This window comes from Staphylococcus warneri, from assembly GCF_900636385.1.
Lineage (GTDB): Bacteria > Bacillota > Bacilli > Staphylococcales > Staphylococcaceae > Staphylococcus > Staphylococcus warneri.
In genome coordinates this window covers 1,957,019-1,976,281 of the sequence record NZ_LR134269.1, presented here as the reverse complement: position 1 = coordinate 1,976,281, position 19,263 = coordinate 1,957,019, and the positions used below count along the sequence as shown (strand labels likewise).

General features: G+C 32.1%; 17 protein-coding genes. 12 read left to right on the top strand and 5 right to left on the bottom strand.

Going from position 1 to position 19,263, the window contains the following annotated elements; genetic code table 11:
• Positions 1-36: 36 nt before the first annotated feature.
• From EL082_RS09685 to EL082_RS09675, 3 genes are all read left to right on the top strand, one after another.
• Entirely contained in the window at positions 37-927 is an 891-nt protein-coding gene (locus tag EL082_RS09685) for an EMYY motif lipoprotein (protein ID WP_103286256.1), read from the top strand.
• Between the two features lie 147 nt (positions 928-1,074).
• Positions 1,075-1,395 (top strand): bacillithiol system redox-active protein YtxJ, encoded by a 321-nt coding sequence (ytxJ, locus tag EL082_RS09680; protein WP_049414986.1) that lies wholly within the window; start codon positions 1,075-1,077, stop codon positions 1,393-1,395.
• Between the two features lie 367 nt (positions 1,396-1,762).
• Positions 1,763-2,887, top strand: a complete 1,125-nt coding sequence (locus tag EL082_RS09675) for a glycerate kinase (RefSeq protein WP_002467013.1) — start codon at positions 1,763-1,765, stop codon at positions 2,885-2,887.
• Positions 2,888-2,951: 64 nt separating this feature from the next.
• On the opposite strand, the gene pepT is transcribed toward EL082_RS09675, so the two are convergent.
• From pepT to gdpS, 4 genes are all read right to left on the bottom strand, one after another.
• Positions 2,952-4,181: a peptidase T gene (gene pepT, locus EL082_RS09670; protein ID WP_049414980.1), complete on the bottom strand. Its 1,230-nt coding sequence runs from the start codon at positions 4,179-4,181 to the stop codon at positions 2,952-2,954.
• Positions 4,182-4,194: 13 nt separating this feature from the next.
• The gene (locus EL082_RS09665; protein ID WP_002450928.1) at positions 4,195-4,689 is read right to left on the bottom strand and encodes a threonine/serine exporter family protein; all 495 of its coding nucleotides are present in this window, start codon (positions 4,687-4,689) and stop codon (positions 4,195-4,197) included.
• Between the two features lie 15 nt (positions 4,690-4,704).
• A complete protein-coding gene (locus tag EL082_RS09660) occupies positions 4,705-5,466 on the bottom strand; it encodes a threonine/serine exporter family protein (RefSeq protein ID WP_002467012.1) in 762 nt (253 codons plus the stop codon).
• Between the two features lie 290 nt (positions 5,467-5,756).
• Entirely contained in the window at positions 5,757-6,827 is a 1,071-nt protein-coding gene (gdpS, locus tag EL082_RS09655; protein ID WP_002467014.1) for a GGDEF domain-containing protein GdpS, read from the bottom strand.
• Between the two features lie 452 nt (positions 6,828-7,279).
• Here gdpS and EL082_RS09650 point away from each other — a divergent pair, with 452 nt between their 5' ends.
• Positions 7,280-8,365 carry a glycosyltransferase family 4 protein gene (locus EL082_RS09650; protein WP_002467467.1) on the top strand — a complete coding sequence of 362 codons (1,086 nt, stop codon included), beginning with the start codon at positions 7,280-7,282 and terminating at the stop codon, positions 8,363-8,365.
• Between the two features lie 74 nt (positions 8,366-8,439).
• Here EL082_RS09650 and EL082_RS09645 read toward each other — a convergent pair whose 3' ends face one another.
• The gene (locus EL082_RS09645) at positions 8,440-9,081 is read right to left on the bottom strand and encodes a YigZ family protein (RefSeq protein ID WP_002467465.1); all 642 of its coding nucleotides are present in this window, start codon (positions 9,079-9,081) and stop codon (positions 8,440-8,442) included.
• 139 nt (positions 9,082-9,220) lie between these two features.
• Here EL082_RS09645 and fakB1 point away from each other — a divergent pair, with 139 nt between their 5' ends.
• The 8 genes from fakB1 (at position 9,221) to EL082_RS09605 (ending at position 19,262) form a co-directional block, all read left to right on the top strand.
• Complete coding sequence (fakB1, locus tag EL082_RS09640; RefSeq protein WP_002467468.1) at positions 9,221-10,087, top strand: fatty acid kinase binding subunit FakB1; 867 nt, start codon at positions 9,221-9,223, stop codon at positions 10,085-10,087.
• A gap of 16 nt (positions 10,088-10,103) precedes the next feature.
• Complete coding sequence (locus EL082_RS09635) at positions 10,104-11,447, top strand: DEAD/DEAH box helicase family protein (RefSeq protein WP_019235820.1); 1,344 nt, start codon at positions 10,104-10,106, stop codon at positions 11,445-11,447.
• The gene (locus tag EL082_RS09630; protein ID WP_015365273.1) at positions 11,447-12,121 is read left to right on the top strand and encodes a ComF family protein; all 675 of its coding nucleotides are present in this window, start codon (positions 11,447-11,449) and stop codon (positions 12,119-12,121) included. Before EL082_RS09635 ends, EL082_RS09630 begins: the two co-directional genes overlap by 1 nt.
• Positions 12,122-12,182: 61 nt before the next feature.
• A complete protein-coding gene (hpf, locus tag EL082_RS09625) occupies positions 12,183-12,758 on the top strand; it encodes a ribosome hibernation-promoting factor, HPF/YfiA family (protein WP_049414975.1) in 576 nt (191 codons plus the stop codon).
• A gap of 572 nt (positions 12,759-13,330) precedes the next feature.
• A complete protein-coding gene (secA, locus tag EL082_RS09620; RefSeq protein WP_015365272.1) occupies positions 13,331-15,865 on the top strand; it encodes a preprotein translocase subunit SecA in 2,535 nt (844 codons plus the stop codon).
• A gap of 282 nt (positions 15,866-16,147) precedes the next feature.
• Positions 16,148-17,255, top strand: a protein-coding gene (gene prfB / locus EL082_RS09615) for a peptide chain release factor 2 (RefSeq protein WP_102949347.1) whose coding sequence is annotated in 2 segments (ribosomal slippage) — positions 16,148-16,219 and positions 16,221-17,255 — 1,107 coding nt in all. Because the reading frame shifts where the segments join, the coding sequence is not laid out codon by codon here.
• A gap of 379 nt (positions 17,256-17,634) precedes the next feature.
• Complete coding sequence (locus EL082_RS09610; protein WP_002465360.1) at positions 17,635-18,438, top strand: COG3942 and LysM peptidoglycan-binding domain-containing protein; 804 nt, start codon at positions 17,635-17,637, stop codon at positions 18,436-18,438.
• Between the two features lie 182 nt (positions 18,439-18,620).
• Positions 18,621-19,262, top strand: coding sequence for a YfbR-like 5'-deoxynucleotidase (locus tag EL082_RS09605; RefSeq protein WP_002465357.1), 642 nt, complete (start codon positions 18,621-18,623; stop codon positions 19,260-19,262).
• Position 19,263 lies beyond the last annotated feature (1 nt).

Below are 19,263 nucleotides of genomic sequence, written 5' to 3'. Positions count from 1 at the left end.
GTTTTTATATAATGTTCTATGGTAAGGGGTGCAAATATGAAAAAAATAGTAATTATCCCAATGATATTTTTACTTATTGTTGCTTTAACAGCATGTAGTAATAAAACAGATTCTGATTTAAGCCATTTCGAAAGTAAATTAGATGAAGTTAATAATAAACAAGATAAGCTTGAAAAAATGATGGATGAGATCAATCTAAAAGAATTGGATCATTTAAGTAAGACAGATACAACTGATAAAAATAGAAAGGAATTTATTCAACTTCAAGATGATATAAATAAACAATTGATCCCTGCATTTAAAGAATATGAAAAATCAGCGAAGCAATTACCTGCTGAAACACATGATGTAAAAGTGTTAAAAGCAAAATACCTTAAAACAGTAAAAACAAAGAAAAAGTCGATATATGATGTGAAAAAATTTGTGGATTTATGTAACGATTCAATCAAAGATAATGAAGATATTTTAGATTACACAAAGTTATTTGAAAAAAATCGTTCACAAGTTGAAAAGAAAATCAAAAATGCATCGAACCAAGAAGATGCTAATCAGTTAACTTCAAAATTGGAAAGTAATAATAAAGATTTAAAAGAGACAGCTCAAAAGCATCTAGATACATCATCAAGTAATGCGAAATCAGCGAAGAAAGCAATCAAAAATTATATTTCTCCATTAATTGAAAAACAAATTAAAGATATCAATCAAACGAATATATCAGATAAAAATGTTAATGATGCACGTAAAAATGCGATTGAGATGTACTATAGTTTGCAAAATTACTATGACACTCGTATCGATACAATAGAAGTTGGCGAAAAAATTTCTAAAATTAATGTCGATAAGTTACCAAAAGAGGGTAAAGATATAGATAGGAAAGATAAGGCGTTTAATTCGGAATTAAAAAAGGTTAAACAAAAAAACGATTAATTTTGATTAGAATTAAATAAATTAAAAAACCATGGTTAACATTGCTAAGTAAAATGTGTATAATTGTACCCACTGATATAATTTTCGGGATATGAATATCACGCATATGCTCAGAAAATGTGATAAATACTTTTAGAGGTGAATAGAATGGCTATAAAGCTGAGTTCGATTGACCAGTTTGAACAAGTGTTAGAAGAAAATAAATATGTTTTTGTTTTAAAACATAGCGAAACTTGTCCAATTTCTGCAAATGCGTATGATCAGTTTAATAAATTTTTATATGAACGCGATATGGACGGTTACTATTTAATAGTACAACAGGAGCGCAAATTATCGCACTACATTGCTGAAAAGACAAATGTCAAACATGAATCACCACAAGCATTTTACTTTATAGATGGTGAAATGAAATGGAATGCGTCACACAGTGACATCAATGTTTCGTCATTAGCGCAAGCAGAAGAATAATGAATAACTAACAAATGAATAAAGAACATAAATGTTATATCACTTATTTTATGTTCAATTAAATGAGGAAAGTCATTTTATTACGCTATTCGTAATAAAATGGCTTTTTTAATAGTGATTGTAAAAAGGAGAAGTTAATCGTTTATGCTTTAATTGAGAATAGTATATAATAGACCAATATTCATATTACTCATAGTTTAATAAAGATTATGATAGTGTTTATCATGAAATCATGCACATTCACATGTATAATATGTTAGTGTACAACACAAATAGATTATTGAATATGTAAAAAATGTAAGATTAATAATAAAAGTTAAATTGTATTGAAAGCACAATATTATATAAAAACAAGGTGGTTAAGACAATGAAAGTTTTAGTAGCCATGGACGAATTTAATGGCATTATTTCAAGCTATCAAGCAAATAGATATGTCGAAGAAGCGGTTGCTAGTCAAATTGAAAAGGCCGATATTGTTCAAGTTCCATTATTTAATGGACGACATGAATTAATGGATTCAGTCTTTTTATGGCAGTCGGGAAGTAAGTATCGAGTTGCTGCCCATGATGCAGACATGAATGAAGTAGAAGCAATTTATGGTCAAACAGATAGTGGTATGACCATTATTGAAGGTAATTTATTCTTAAATGGACAAAAACCTATCCAAGAAAGAACGAGTTATGGTTTAGGCGAAATACTACATGCTGCGTTAGATAATGATGCTAAACATATTATCATCTCCCTTGGTGGTATCGGAAGTTTCGATGGCGGTGCAGGAATGCTTCAAGCCTTAGGTGCAAAGTTCTATGATGATGAGGCAAATCTTGTTGATGTGACTAAGGGTGCGCATGTTATTAAATATATTCGACGTTTAGATTTTTCTGGTATCCATCCGAAGTTAGCTGAAGCAAATATTCAAGTAATGTCAGATTTTTCAAGTCGTTTATATGGTAAACAAAGTGAAATCATGCAAATGTATCCAATGTTAGGTATGACACAAAATGAAGCGGCAGAAATTGACAATTTAGTTTGGTACTTTAGTGAATTATTCAAGAGTGAATTACGAGTAACGATTGGTCCTATCGAGCGTGGTGGTGCTGGTGGCGGAATAGCTGCAGTTTTAAAAGGTTTATATCAAGCGGAAATCTTAACAAGTCATGAACTTGTGGATCAAATTACACACCTGGAAGATTTAGTTCAACAAGCAGATTTAATTATATTTGGTGAAGGTTTAAATGAACGTGATCAATTATTAGAAACGACGACATTGCGTATTGCAGATTTAACAGAAAAACACCATAAGACATCTATAGCGATTTGTGCTACAGATGATAAATTCGATTTGTTTGAAGGTAAGGGCGTAACGGCTATGTTCAATACATTCATAGATATGCCTGAATCATATACAGACTTTAAAATGGGTCTACAAATCAGACATTATACAGTTCAAGCATTAAAATTATTGAAAACACAATTCGATGTGAATAAATAATGATAGAATAATAAAAATAACACCCCTAAGTGTCTTAGATTAGACACTTAGGGGTGTTGATATATTATTGATTTGATTTTGCAACTTCTTCAGTGATACCCACCATAACTTGTACGGCTTTTTCCATAACATCGATTGAGGCATACTCAAAAGGACCATGGAAATTGCCACAACCAGTAAAGATATTAGGTGTAGGTAATCCCATAAATGATAGTTGTGATCCATCAGTTCCACCACGAATAGGTTCCGTATTAGGCTCGATACCTAAACGATTAAATACTTTTGTAGGGATATCTATAATATGCTGATGAGGTTTGATTTTTTCAGCCATATTATAATATTGGTCTTCAACGTCGACTTTGACTGGATAATCTTCAAAATGTGAATTGATATCATCACGTATTTCCATAAAACGTTTTTTACGTAAATCAAATTGCTTTTTATCATGGTCTCTAATGATATATTGTAATGTAGCTTTTTCAACATTACCTTCAAAATTCATTAAATGATAAAAACCTTCATAACCTTCTGTACGTTCAGGAACTTCACTAGGAGGTAATAAACTATTAAATTGTTGTCCAAGTGAAATGGCATTAATCATCGCATTTTTAGCTGATCCAGGATGTACATTAACACCATGACATGTTACTTTTGCTGCAGCAGCATTAAAGCTTTCAAATTGTAATTCGCCTAATTGGCTACCATCCATAGTATAAGCGAAATCAGCATTGAAACGTTTAACATCAAATTTGTGAGGTCCTCTTCCTATTTCTTCGTCTGGCGTAAAGCCTACACGAATTTTACCATGTTTAATTTCAGGATGTTCAAGTAAGTAGTTAAGCCCTTCCATAATTTCTACTACACCTGCTTTGTCATCAGCGCCTAGTAATGAAGTACCATCAGTAATCATCAATGTATCGCCAATGACTTGTTTAAGCTCAGGAAAGACTTTAGGATCTAGAATTCTATCTGTTTTACCTAACTTAAGTGGATTACCGTCATATTTTTCAATGATTTGTGGGTTAACATTAGTAGCATTAAAATCAGGTGATGTATCAACATGAGCTAAGAAACCAACCGTTGGCACGTCATATTCCACATTACTGTCTAATGTAGCAAAAAGGTAACCATTGATATCCATATCTGTTTCGAGTCCTAATGCTTTAAGCTCACTTTCTAATAGGTTTAATAAATCCCATTGTTTTGTCGTAGATGGTGTCGTATTTGAATTTGGATCTGATTGTGTATCTATTTTGACGTATCTCGTTAATCTATCGATAATTTGTTCTTTCATGTTAGACATCCCCTTAAACTCGATTATTCATATTATAAGATTTTCTATATGATTTACCTTTAATTTTACCATAATACTGCTTGATACGTGTGTAGAGATAATAGATGATTTCTGCTACAAGAATACCAAAAGATATCGCGCCAGATATTAAGGTAACCTCTAAAAAAGTATTTACAGCACTAGTATAGTTATTTGATACTAAAAAGCGTGTTGCTTCATACGCAGCACCACCTGGTACAAGTGGAATGATTCCAGGTACGATAAATATAATAACAGGTCTTTTATAGCGTCTACTCATCGTATGACTGAGTAAGCCTAAAATTAAACTTCCCAAAAATGTAGCGCCAACTTTTCCAAATTGCATATCAACGGTAAATTGATAAATTGTCCACGCAACTGCACCGACAAAACCACACGCTAATAATAATCGACGGGGTGCGTTAAATATGATGGAGAAAAGGACTGTGGAAATGAAACTTATTGTGAAGTGAAATAAATAAAATAACAATATGAACAGCCTCTCTTAAAAAATTAGTAATACTATAGCAACGCCAGCGCCAATAGCAAATGCAGTTAGCGCCGCTTCTACACCTCTAGACATACCTGCTAATAACTCTCCAGCTAGTAAATCACGAATCGCATTGGTAATTAAAATACCAGGTACAAGAGGCATTACGCTCGCAATGGTAATAATGTTCTGATTTGTTGCCAATCCAAGTTTCGAACAGGCAGCAGCTATTGTGATTACGACTGCAGCAGCAACAAATTCTGAGAAAAATTTAATTTGAATATATCGTTGAACAAGGCTAAACGTTAAAAACGCTGATCCTCCAGCTAGTATGGCAATCCAACAATCTGATGCTACGCCACCAAACATAAATAGGAAAAAACCACATGCAATCGCTGCTGCAAATAAATTAATTAAAAATGAATATTGCAACGATGCACTTCTAAGGTGGATTAATTCAGATTTTGCTTCATCAATAGTAAGTTGATTGCTAGAAATTTTACGAGACAAACTGTTGGTTAAAGCTATTTTTTCTAAATCTGTCGTACGTTCTCTAATACGAATTAATCGAGTACTAGTACGATCATTAAGAGAGAAGATAATAGCGGTTGAAGTTACAAAACTATATGTATCATGTAAGCCATAGCTATGTGCAATTCTATTCATGGTATCTTCAACACGATATGTTTCAGCACCAGCTTCTAGTAAAATCCTACCAGCAATCAACACGACATCAATCACTTTATTCTCATCAATGATAGTGATTGAATCTGACATGAATAACCACCTCCTAATTAATTTAATGATATGAATAATTGAAGTTTACAACTTGAGCTAACAACTTTCAATAGAGTAAGTCATATTGAAAAGATTATGTAATGAAGGAGATAGGTGAAAACGGTGGTAAACATTTATTTTAAATCTAAAATAAATAAGGCTATGGTGGATAAGAAATGCGTTTATAAAATAAAAAAGGAAGAGACGTGAAAGATTCAAACGTCGATAAATAAATTAACGAAATTACAAATCCTTTTGTCTCTACCTCTGATAGTGTATTCAATATTTGATTATAGTTTAATAATAGGATTAAACATGACTTTATTTCTACCTTCGCTTTTAGCCACATGTACCATATCATCTGCATCTTTAAAGACGCGTCTTTGTGATTTGCGATCATCTTGTGTTAAATAACCGACACCTATAGACACTGAAAGTTTTATGACTTCCTTATTAGGTAGATGGAATGATGACTTCTCTACACCTTGACGAATATTTTCGGCAAGTTTGACACTTTGATCCAATGTATAGTCATTAATTACAACAGAGAACTCTTCGCCACCATTTCTAAAAATAAGAAATTGTTTAGGGACATAATTTTTAAGTAATTGAGACATTTGTTTTAATACAGCATCTCCTGCTTGGTGCGTATATGTATCATTTACATCTTTAAAGCCATCAATGTCAATAAGTAACAAGCCTAAGCTTTCATTATGTGTCTCAGTATATTTAGATAACTGATTCAAATGTCTATCGAATTCTTTAACATTCCCAAGACCAGTTAAATAATCATATTTATCTTCATTTTCATAGCGATTAACGAGTGAGAAGAAATGCCAAATATCTACAAATGTAATTGCAGAGGCAATTGTGATAATGAATGACACAGGAATTAAAATTGCAATTTCAATTAAATCATAGATTGGGCTCACTAATGCAAGTATAAATAAAATGATAATACTGATTGTATTTAATATAAGTAACGATATAATATCGTTTTGTTTTAAAAACGGACCTACTGCACTGACCACACCCGCTATAACGACTAAAGTGATACCGTATATAATAGAGTTGTTAAAAATAAGTATGTCAACTAATGATACGACGACAGCTGAAGCTAATGTGTAAACCATGTTGGTGTAACGTCCTAAGAATAATAAAGGTACAAACGTTAAATGAACTAAGTATTCTAAACGGAAGGGAATGGGATATGCTGCTAATAAAAGTGCAACAAGCGTCATTAAAACAGTGACGTATCCTTTAGAAAAGACCATTCTTTTATTTTCAGAGTATTGCAGTCTATGAAACAAATATATGCCTGCAACCATGACTGAAATATTATATATAATTGCTTCAAACATAGTTTTACCGACTCCTTTATTGACCATTAGCTATTGTAAGTGAAAACTTACAATTTGTCATTAGTTAGACTAAAAAATTTATCACATAAAATAGTGATTAATGTTAAAATGTTAACTTAAGTGATATGATGAAAAAAAGTTTCGTCATGTGAGAGTATAAAAATCGATGTAGATATATATGAAGAAAGAATGTTGTTATAAATTTGGGATATCTTATTTTAGATTAACTACTATTATACAGTTGATTTAATAATAAGGAAAGATGATAGCAACTGATGTTATTGCGATAGAATTGAAGATTGATAGTAGTCGTTATTAAAGAGGAAAATCATACAAAATAACCGACGCACGTTTAAATATTAACTATAAATATAGGAAGAGAAATAGTTGGATTTCTTAAAACTTACCCTTTAAATGATAGAAACTAACTTAATTTTGATGAAGGTGAACTGATGTATACATTATTACTCATTGCATTTACTATGATAGTCAGTTTAATAATAACACCCATTATTATTGCGATGTCTAAAAAATTAAATTTAGTAGATAAACCCAATTTTCGTAAGGTGCATACAAAGCCGATTTCAGTCATGGGTGGCACAGTTATTTTATTCTCATTTTTAATTGGAATGTGGTTAGGCCATCCTATTGAAAGGGAAGTGAAACCATTAGTTATCGGAGCAATATTGATGTATGCCGTTGGTTTAATCGATGATATATTTGATCTTAAACCATATATCAAATTAGCTGGGCAAATCGTAGCAGCTTTAGTGGTCGCATTTTATGGTATTACCATTGATTTTATTTCATTACCAATGGGACCAACGATACATTTTGGAATTTTAAGTATTCCAATTACAGTGATTTGGATTGTAGCTATTACAAATGCTATTAATTTAATTGATGGATTAGATGGCTTAGCATCTGGTGTATCTGCGATTGCATTAATGACAATTGCATTTATCGCTATCTTACAAGCGAATATCTTTATTATAATGATTTGTTGTGTGTTAATCGGATCTTTATTAGGATTTTTATTCTATAACTCACACCCAGCTAAAATATTTCTTGGTGATAGTGGAGCCCTAATGATTGGTTTTATTATTGGATTTGTTTCATTGCTAGGTTTTAAAAACATTACATTTATTGCATTATTTTTCCCTATTGTTATTTTAGCAGTACCATTTATTGATACTATTTTTGCAATGATTCGACGAATGAAAAAAGGGCAACATATTATGCAAGCGGATAAATCTCATTTACATCATAAGTTATTAGAACTTGGTTATACACATAGACAAACCGTCTTACTCATATATTCCATTGCTATCTTATTCAGTCTATCTAGTATTATTCTGTATCTATCTCAACCTCTAGGTGCATTAATGATGTTCATTTTAATTATTTTAACGATTGAACTCATTGTTGAATTTACAGGATTAATTGACGATAATTATAGACCGATTTTAAACCTAATTACAAAAAAAGGTGATCATCCACATCCTCAACATCAATATGAAGAGGAAGACAATCACTAAACATCATAAAAGCTATCTAAAACAGAGTCCCGATTTCATCGTTATTTAGACTCTAACTTTAGATAGCTTATTTTTTAATCTGTTGTAATATCGAAGGGTAACATTTTAATTTCTTCAGTATTTAGCTCATAATTGCCAGCTGTCGTTCTATTTAAAAACTCGATAAAATCATCGTACTCAGTTTCAACTACATCTATTTGGTAGCTAACTTTGTCAGTATAGAATTGATTTCTAAGCATAAAGCTAGTGGAACCTAATTCATATTCAAATTTGCCAGTTTGATCATAATTCAAGGTAACGGTGGTTGGAATAGCAGCTCTTAACTCCACACGTCCAATATCATAAATAACATCACGTACTGCACCACTATATGCTCTTATGAGGCCGCCACCACCTAATTTGATACCGCCAAAATAGCGTGTAACAACGACGCACACATCATGTAGTTCTAACTTTTTTAATATTTCCAACATAGGGACGCCAGCAGTACCACTTGGTTCTCCATCGTCATTTGCTTTTTGAATATTCATTTCTGGCCCTACAGTGTATGCAGAACAGTTGTGTGTTGCATCTTTATGTTGTGATTTCACCTCATTTATGAATGCCTTTGCTTCATCCTCTGAAGCTACAGGTTTAATATGTGAAATAAAACGCGATTTATTGATTGTATTTTCAATAGTATGTTCTTCTTTAATAGTAATGATTGGTTTTGTCATTTTTTCACCTTCATCTTCGCTCTGTTTTCATATTTGTATTATACACTCTGTAAATACTTAAAATAAATTGTTTAATTAAGATTTTCTTTTTTAATAAAATATTGTATTATTACTATGAGTATAATTGAGGAGGACTACTATGAAGATTGCTGTAATGACTGATTCTACTAGCTATCTATCTCAAGATTTAATTGATAAATATAATATCCCAGTTGCACCGTTAAGTGTAACTTTTGATGATGGTGTAAGCTATACTGAAGATGTAAATGTTGATATTGACCATTTTTATAATAAAATGGCTTCTTCAGCAACGATACCTACGACAAGTCAACCGGCTGTAGGTGAATGGATTCAAAGATACGAAAAATTAAGAGAAGATGGTTACACAGATGTGATAGTTGTATTCTTATCTAGTGGAATTAGTGGGAGTTATCAATCTGGGAAGCAAGCTGGAGAGTTAGTTGAAGGCATTAATGTCTATGCATTTGATAGTAAGCTTGCGGCTATGATGGAAGGTTGTTACGTATTACGTGCAATAGAAATGGTAGAACAAGGTTATAAACCAGATGATATCATAGCAGAGTTAACTGATATGAGAGAACATACAGGTGCTTATTTAATTGTAGATGACTTAAAAAATTTACAAAAAAGCGGACGTATTACAGGTGCTCAAGCTTGGGTAGGTACATTGTTAAAAATGAAACCAGTACTTAAATTTGATGATGGTAAAATAGTACCAGAAGAAAAAGTACGTACTAAGAAGAGAGCGCTAAAAGCACTAGAAGATAAAGTCTTAAATCAAGTTAAAGATTATAATGATGTGACAATTTACGTGATTAATGGCGATAAAACAGAGGATGGTAAAGCCTTATTAGAATCTGTCAAAGCCAATGCGTCATCACATTACCAAGTAGCATATTCTGAATTCGGACCAGTGATTGCCGCGCACTTAGGATCTGGTGGGTTAGGTTTAGGCTACACTGCACGACAAATTAGACTTAATTAGAAGATTTAGAGGACATATGGAATTGTTGAATGACAATTCGGTATGTCTTTTTTTATTGGAGGGAACATCAATATTACATTTTGGAAAGTTAATTCATTCAGAAATGAATATCACTACGGAACAAGTGGCACATGTTACTAAAGGCGTTGTATTTAAAAATAACCGTTGGCATTGTGTTCAATGTGAAACAGACGATGCTAAATATTTTCATCGCTATTTTTCAAATTTTATAAATAAAGACATTATATATTGTAGAAAATGTATACAACTTGGTCGTATGGATCATTTGACTGATTATAGAATAACTAAGAGTCATCAAAAGGCTACGCTATGTGAATATCACCTTGAATTTGCGCTTTCAGACCAACAAAGGTATGCCTCTCAACAAATTGTAAATGCAATTAAGGCACGACGAAAATTATTGTTATATGCAGTTACTGGGGCTGGTAAGACTGAAATGATTTTCGAAGGCATTAAGTTTGCTAGAAATCAAGGCGACAATATTGCGATTGTATCACCACGTGTTGATGTTGTAGTAGAAATTAGCCAACGGATTAAAAATGCATTTTTTCAGGAAGATATAGATGTATTGCATCAAAGTAGTAAACAAGAGTTCAACGGACACTTTATCATTTCAACGATTCATCAGCTATATCGATATAAAAACCACTTTGATGCTATTATTATTGATGAAGTAGATGCATTTCCATTATCAATGGATGACGACTTATTTAAAGTGATTCAAACAGCTTCCAAACAGAGTGCATGTCATATTTATATGACAGCTACGCCGCCGAAGAAACTATTATCGACGATAAGTAAAGATAATGTGATTAAATTACCTGCACGATTCCACCGACAACCACTTCCGGTACCCAATTTTCAATATTTAAAGTTTAATCCTAAGAAAGTTCAATATAAATTATTAAATTTTTTATCCCAACAAATACAACGTCAACGATATACTTTAGTATTTTTTAATCACATTGATTGCATGATTAAAGCTTTTAAGACGTATCAAGCTCAAATACCGAATTTAATATATATTCACAGTGAAGATGAGCAACGCTTTGAAAAAGTACAATCTTTAAGGGCAGGTAATCATGTTGTTGTTTTTACCACTACTATTCTTGAACGAGGTTTTACTATGGAAAAGTTGGATGTCGTAGTAATTGATGCTGACCAGTTTTCTAAAGAAGCATTAATACAGATTGCAGGTCGTGTAGGGAGAAAGAAGCAAGCGCCAAACGGGCATGTGATTTATTATCATAATGGTGTGTCACTATCGATGATGTTAGCAAGAAAAGATATTAAAAAAATGAATCAACTTGGGAAACAAAAAGGATGGTTAGACATATAATGGAAAGATGTCTACAATGCTTGAATCCTATAAATGAACCTTTTACTATCATTAATTTTTATAGAAACCCTAATGTTTTATGTGAGACTTGCGTCGGAAAATGGAATCAAGTAAAAATCCATGATGCTATAAAGCGTTGTAAAAAGTGTTTGAAAGTAATGACACAAGATGAACAAATTTGTGAAGATTGTCAATTTTTGAATGAGCGATTTAACATTCAATATCAATTAAAATGTGATTTTATTTATGAAGGTATTATGAAAGAAACGATTCATCAATATAAATTTTTGAAAGATCATTATTTATGCAAAATTCTTGCTGAGGTAATCAATATACCAGAAGGTAAATTTGACTACGTAATCCCTATACCATCCCCAGATGAACGTAATATTGAAAGAACATTTAATCCAGTTGAAGAAGTTTTAAAGATGAAAGGTGTTGATTATAAAAATGTATTAGGTACAGAATTTAGACCGAAACAAGCAGGTTTAAATAAAATTAAACGAATAAAAGAGACAAATCCCTTTTTTATAAGGAAAAATATTGAGTTAGATGGTAAGGAAATATTACTTGTTGATGATATTTATACAACGGGGTTAACGATTAATCGTGCAATGTGTAAATTATCCACATTAAATGTCAGAAAATTCAATGTGTTTGCGTTTGCAAGATAAGGATGACGTGGTAAAATATAATTAAGCATTACCAATATAAGAGGTTAAAGGAGAGATTACTATGATTAGATTTGAAATTCATGGAGATAACCTCACTATCACAGATGCAATTCGCAACTATATTGAGGAAAAAATTGGTAAGTTAGAACGTTACTTTAATAATGTACCGAATGCGGTTGCACACGTTAAAGTTAAAACTTATTCAAATTCAACTACAAAAGTTGAAGTAACAATTCCTCTTAAAGATGTCACTTTAAGAGCAGAAGAAAGACATGATGATTTATATGCTGGTGTTGATTTAATTACTAATAAACTTGAACGTCAAGTTAGAAAGTATAAAACACGTGTAAATCGTAAGCAACGTGACCGTGGTGATCAAGAAGTGTTTGTAGCAGAAGTTCAAGAAGCACCACCAGAAGAAATTAGCGGTGCAGAAGAAAATAATGATAATGATATCGAAATTATTCGTTCTAAACAATTCAGTTTAAAACCTATGGATTCTGAAGAAGCGGTATTACAAATGAATCTTTTAGGACATGACTTCTTTATCTTTACAGATCGTGAAACTGACGGTACTAGTATCGTTTATCGTCGTAAAGATGGAAAATATGGTTTAATTGAAACAACTGAACAATAAGGGTCAATGTGAACCATAAATATATGTAAGAAATGAATTCAGTTTAATAATTGAATAGGGTTAATTTGGGAGTGAGATGATTGTTATTCGTATGTGAATACTTCATCTTGCTCCCTTTTTATATATAATATTAAGGGGTTATTCTTAATAATGAGTTGAGTAAAGGGATTTAAAAGAATGATGTATGGATGTTTGAATTCGTAGACGCAATGATTATACTGTGCTAATCTTAATTGAAAATAACGGAAAAGAAATACTGTATAATAAATTTCGCAATTTATGCGAAGTTTATTTATTTGAGACGAGAAATAATACATTGTATCATGTTAGAATTAACTTGTTGACAATTCATTAGATTTAATTATGTTATAGATTGGAAAGACACAAAGGCATTTTGATTGAATTACCATGTAAAATAACTTAAAGTGTGTAAGCTATGATTGCCAATATGTTTATATTATGGACAAAGGGAATAACGTATACTAATGAGTATTTAAGTATGATTCTAAAGGTATAAATGGTAAGATTAATTGTTGAAAGCCAAGCAGTTTTTAGCTAAAGGAGCGAACAGAATGGGATTTTTATCAAAAATTGTTGACGGCAATAAAAAAGAAACGAAAAAGTTAGGTAAGTTAGCTGATAAAGTACTCGCATTAGAGGAAGATACAGCACTTTTAACTGATGAAGAAATTCGAAATAAAACTAAGAAATTTCAAGAAGAACTTGCTGAAATTGAAGATGTTAAAAAACAAAATGATTACTTAGATAAAATTTTACCTGAAGCGTATGCACTTGTACGTGAAGGTTCTAAACGCGTTTTTAATATGATTCCATATAAAGTACAAGTTATGGGTGGTATCGCTATTCATCATGGTGATATCGCTGAAATGAGAACAGGTGAAGGTAAAACGTTAACAGCAACAATGCCTACATATTTAAATGCATTAGCAGGGCGAGGCGTTCACGTTATTACAGTCAATGAATATTTATCTAGTGTTCAAAGTGAAGAAATGGCAGAACTATACGAATTTCTAGGTTTATCTGTAGGTCTAAACTTAAATAGTAAAACCACAACTGAAAAACGTGAAGCGTATGCACAAGATATCACATATAGTACGAATAACGAACTAGGATTCGACTATTTGAGAGATAACATGGTGAACTATGCAGAAGAGCGTGTTATGAGACCATTACATTTTGCCATTATTGATGAGGTAGACTCTATTTTAATTGATGAAGCAAGAACACCGCTTATTATTTCAGGTGAAGCAGAAAAATCTACATCACTTTATACACAAGCTAATGTTTTCGCTAAAATGCTAAAATTAGATGATGATTATAAATACGATGAAAAAACAAAATCTGTGAACTTAACAGAACAAGGTGCAGATAAAGCAGAGCGCATGTTTAAGATTGATAATCTTTATGATGTTCAAAACGTAGAAATTATTAGTCATATCAATACGGCATTAAGAGCGCATGTGACTTTACAACGAGATGTTGACTACATGGTTGTAGATGGCGAAGTACTTATCGTTGACCAATTTACTGGTCGTACAATGCCTGGTAGACGTTTCTCTGAAGGTTTACACCAAGCGATCGAAGCTAAAGAAGGCGTACAAATTCAAAATGAATCTAAAACAATGGCTTCTATCACCTTCCAAAACTATTTCAGAATGTACAATAAGTTAGCAGGTATGACAGGTACTGCTAAAACAGAGGAAGAAGAGTTCCGAAATATTTATAATATGACAGTAACTCAAATCCCGACTAATAAACCTGTACAACGTGTTGATAAATCTGACTTAATTTACATTAGTCAAAAAGGGAAATTTGATGCCGTTGTTGAAGATGTAGTTGAAAAGCATAAAAAAGGACAACCTGTATTATTAGGTACAGTAGCCGTAGAAACATCTGAATATATTTCTAATTTATTAAAAAAACGTGGCGTAAGACATGATGTATTAAACGCTAAAAACCATGAACGAGAAGCGGAAATTGTTGCAAATGCTGGTCAAAAAGGATCAGTTACCATTGCTACAAACATGGCTGGTCGTGGTACAGATATCAAATTAGGTGAAGGCGTTGAAGAAATCGGTGGTTTAGCTGTTATTGGTACAGAACGTCATGAATCACGTCGTATTGATGACCAATTACGTGGTCGTTCAGGTCGTCAAGGTGATAATGGGGATAGTCGCTTCTATTTATCATTACAAGATGAATTAATGGTACGTTTCGGTTCAGAAAGACTACAAAAAATGATGGGCCGATTAGGTATGGATGATTCTACACCAATTGAATCTAAAATGGTTTCAAGAGCAGTAGAATCAGCGCAAAAACGTGTTGAAGGTAACAACTTTGATGCACGTAAACGTATCTTAGAATATGACGAAGTACTACGTAAACAACGTGAAATTATCTATAATGAACGTAACGATATCATTGATAACGATGATAGTTCACAAGTTGTAGATGCCATGTTACGTTCAACATTACAACGTGGAATCAATTATCATATCAATGAAGAGGATGATAACTTAGATTATCAACCATTCATCAACTATATAAATGATGTCTTCTTACAAGAAGGAGAATTGAAAGAGTCAGAAATTAAAGGTAAAGATTCAGAAGATATCTTTGAAGTAGTATGGTCTAAAATTGAAAAAGCTTATGCTAAACAAAAAGAAACGCTTGGCGATCAAATGAATGAATTCGAAAGAATGATTTTATTACGTTCTATTGATAGTCATTGGACAGATCATATAGATACAATGGATCAATTACGTCAAGGTATCCATTTACGTTCATATGCACAACAAAATCCATTACGTGATTATCAAAATGAAGGTCACGAGTTATTTGATATGATGATGCAAAATATCGAAGAAGATACTTGTAAGTTTATATTAAAATCAGTGGTACAAGTTGAAGATGATATTGAACGTGAAAAAACAACAGACTTCGGTGAAGCAAAACATGTATCAGCCGAAGATGGCAAAGAAAAAGTGAAACCACAACCGATTGTTAAAGGTGAAGACATCGGTCGTAATGATCCATGTCCTTGCGGTAGCGGTAAGAAATATAAAAACTGTCATGGACAAGCATAGTTGCACCTAAATAAGTAATATATAGTTGAAGCCTGAGACAAAGTTGTCTTGGGCTTCTTTATTGTATATTTGATTGATTGAGAAAATAATTCAACAGCAATAATTAAGTTATGAGGCTTTAATTTTAATACAACAATCGTACTTATACTGTCATTCAGTTTGTTTATGATAGAATATAAACATATAATATGATGAATGTAGTGTAGTAATATTTAAGAATTTGATAAAGTAAATCAAATTGAAATAAAATCATAGATAAACAAATGAAATAGGAGAGACATTATGGAATTATCAGAAATTAAAAGAAATATAGATGCGTACAAAGACAATTTAAATCAAATTAGGGGGTCTCTTTGACTTAGAAAATAAAGAGACTAACATCCAAGAGTATGAAGAAATGATGACAGAGCCCAATTTTTGGGATGATCAAAATAGAGCACAAGATATCATCGATAAAAATAATGCTTTAAAGTCAATGGTAAATGGTTATTATGAATTAGAAGAAACCGTGGAAGATATGTCTGCAACAGTTGAATTGTTGCAAGAAGAATTTGACGAAGATATGAAGCAAGAGTTAGAAAATAATGTCATTGAATTTAAATCAGAGATTGACCACTTTGAATTACAATTATTATTAGATGGTCCTTACGATGCGAATAATGCGATTTTAGAATTACATCCTGGTGCAGGCGGTACTGAATCACAGGATTGGGTAAGTATGTTATTAAGAATGTATCAACGATATTGTGAACAAAGTGGATTTAAAGTTGAAACCGTGGATTATTTACCTGGCGATGAAGCGGGTGTTAAAAGTGTGACATTATTAATCAAAGGGCATAATGCATATGGTTATTTAAAAGCGGAAAAAGGTGTGCATCGATTAGTTCGAATTTCACCATTTGATTCATCTGGCCGTCGCCATACATCATTTGCGTCTTGTGATGTTATTCCTGATTTTGATAATGATGAGATTGAAATTGAAATCAATTCTGATGATATTACAGTTGATACCTTCAGAGCATCTGGCGCTGGTGGACAACATATTAATAAAACGGAATCAGCAATCAGAATTACGCATCATCCTACAGGTATTGTAGTTAATAACCAAAATGAACGTTCACAAATTAAAAACCGTGAAGCAGCAATGAAAATGTTGAAATCTAAATTGTACCAACTTAAATTAGAAGAACAAGAACGTGAAATGGCAGAAATACGTGGTGAGCAAAAAGAAATAGGTTGGGGAAGTCAAATTAGATCTTACGTATTCCATCCTTATTCAATGGTTAAAGATCATAGAACAAATGAAGAAACCGGTAAAGTGGATGCAGTAATGGATGGTGACATAGGTCCGTTTATTGAAGCGTATTTAAGACATCAAATGGATAAATAAATTGAAGAATAAGAGAAGGAGCGTTTGAGGCATATAATTGTCTCAAGTGCTTCTTTTTTATTAGCTGTAGTAGTTTCAAAGTACTACCATTTAAATAAAAATAAGAATGAATTATTTTGAAAATTTTAAAGTCAACAAAATCAATGTAAAAAATCTCTTGTAATATTACTCAGTTGATCATTATGACAAAGTCAAACTAACAATGAATCGCTCTAAAGTAGCTGATATATATGTATTTGTGATGATATATAAGATGACGCTTGAAATGATTGTGTATAAAAAATATATTACATCAATTTAACATTAACCTTTATAAAATAATATTGTGTTATATTAAATTCAACAAATTAGAATACACAACAAAGGAATGACATATTTAATGAAGAAGACGTTTTTATTATCATTATCATCAGTAGCAGCGTGTATCGCATTCAGCAATGTTGCAGATGCTCAAGAAGAAACTGCTGTATCTAATGTGAATACATCTGAAAACATAGCATCAGTTGAAACTGAAAATGCTAGTCAATATATCGTCAAACCTGGTGACACATTATACCAAATCGCTTTAAATCATAATATTACTTTAGATGAATTATATAGCCTTAATCCTGGGGTTACACCTTTAATTTTTCCGGGGGATATCATTACTGTTTCTCCATATGAAACACAATATCAAGTCAACAATACCACTTATAATTCAAGCAATTATAATGTTGGAGAACCAACATCAGCAGCAAGTCAACAATATGTAGATGTTACAAGTGAAACGGCATCACAACCATCTGTTACAACGAATCAATCATATAGTAATGAGGCTGGTGCTAGTTTGTATTCTGTAAGTAATTCTGGCAATTTATATAATTATGGCAACTGCACATATTATGCATTCAATCGTCGTGCAGAGTTAGGTAAACCAATTGGAAGTTTATGGGGGGATGCTGGTAGTTGGGCAGTAAATGCTAGAAATGCTGGTTTCACAGTGAATAATATTCCAGTTGCAGGTGCAGTTTTCCAATCTAATCCTGGTACAAATGGTTCGGGTGGCTATGGCCATGTAGGCGTCGTTGAAAGCGTAAATAGTAATGGTACAGTTACAGTTTCTGAAATGAACTGGAACGGTGGATTTAATGTAAAATCTTACAGAACAATTACAAATCCAGGTAGCTATAACTACATTCATTAAATTTGAATACACACTAAAGTTATATATAGCAGTAACGTAATTTATATTATTACGTTGCTGCTTATTTAATATTAATCAACTAAGTTGAAATCGCCATTAAGATATTACTTTTAATCATGATTTTGATTGGTATAATGAAACTAAGTATCATCTATGATTAAATAAGAAGGAGGCATCACGGAATGGGCATACATCAATATTACAAAAGACTCTCTGACATGGAAAAGCTTATTAGGTTGCCTGGTAAATTTAAATATTTTGAGCATAATGTGGCTGCACACTCGTTTAAGGTAACAAAAATTGCTCAGTATCTTGGCACTGTTGAAGAATATAATGGAAATGTTATAGATTGGAAGAGCTTATATGAAAAAGCACTAAACCACGATTTTGCAGAGGTATTTACAGGTGATATTAAAACGCCAGTAAAGTATGCAAGTAGAGAATTGAAAATGCTTTTTTCACAAGTTGAAGAAGAAATGGTAGAAAATTTTATTAAAGAAGAAATCCCTGAGCAATACCGTGACATATATAGACAAAGGCTACAAGAAGGTAAAGATGATTCATTAGAAGGACAAGTACTTGCTGTTGCGGATAAAATTGATTTACTATATGAAACATTTGGTGAAATCCAAAAACGTAACCCAGAACCTTTGTTTTTTGAAATATATGAAATGAGTTTAGAAACAATTATGCAATTCGATCATTTAGCTTCTGTTCAAGATTTTATTGATAATGTAATTCCTGAAATGCTAACTGAAAACTTCATTCCTAGAACAGAATTACGAGAAACTACGATGACAATACTTAATAAAAGAAACAGGTGAA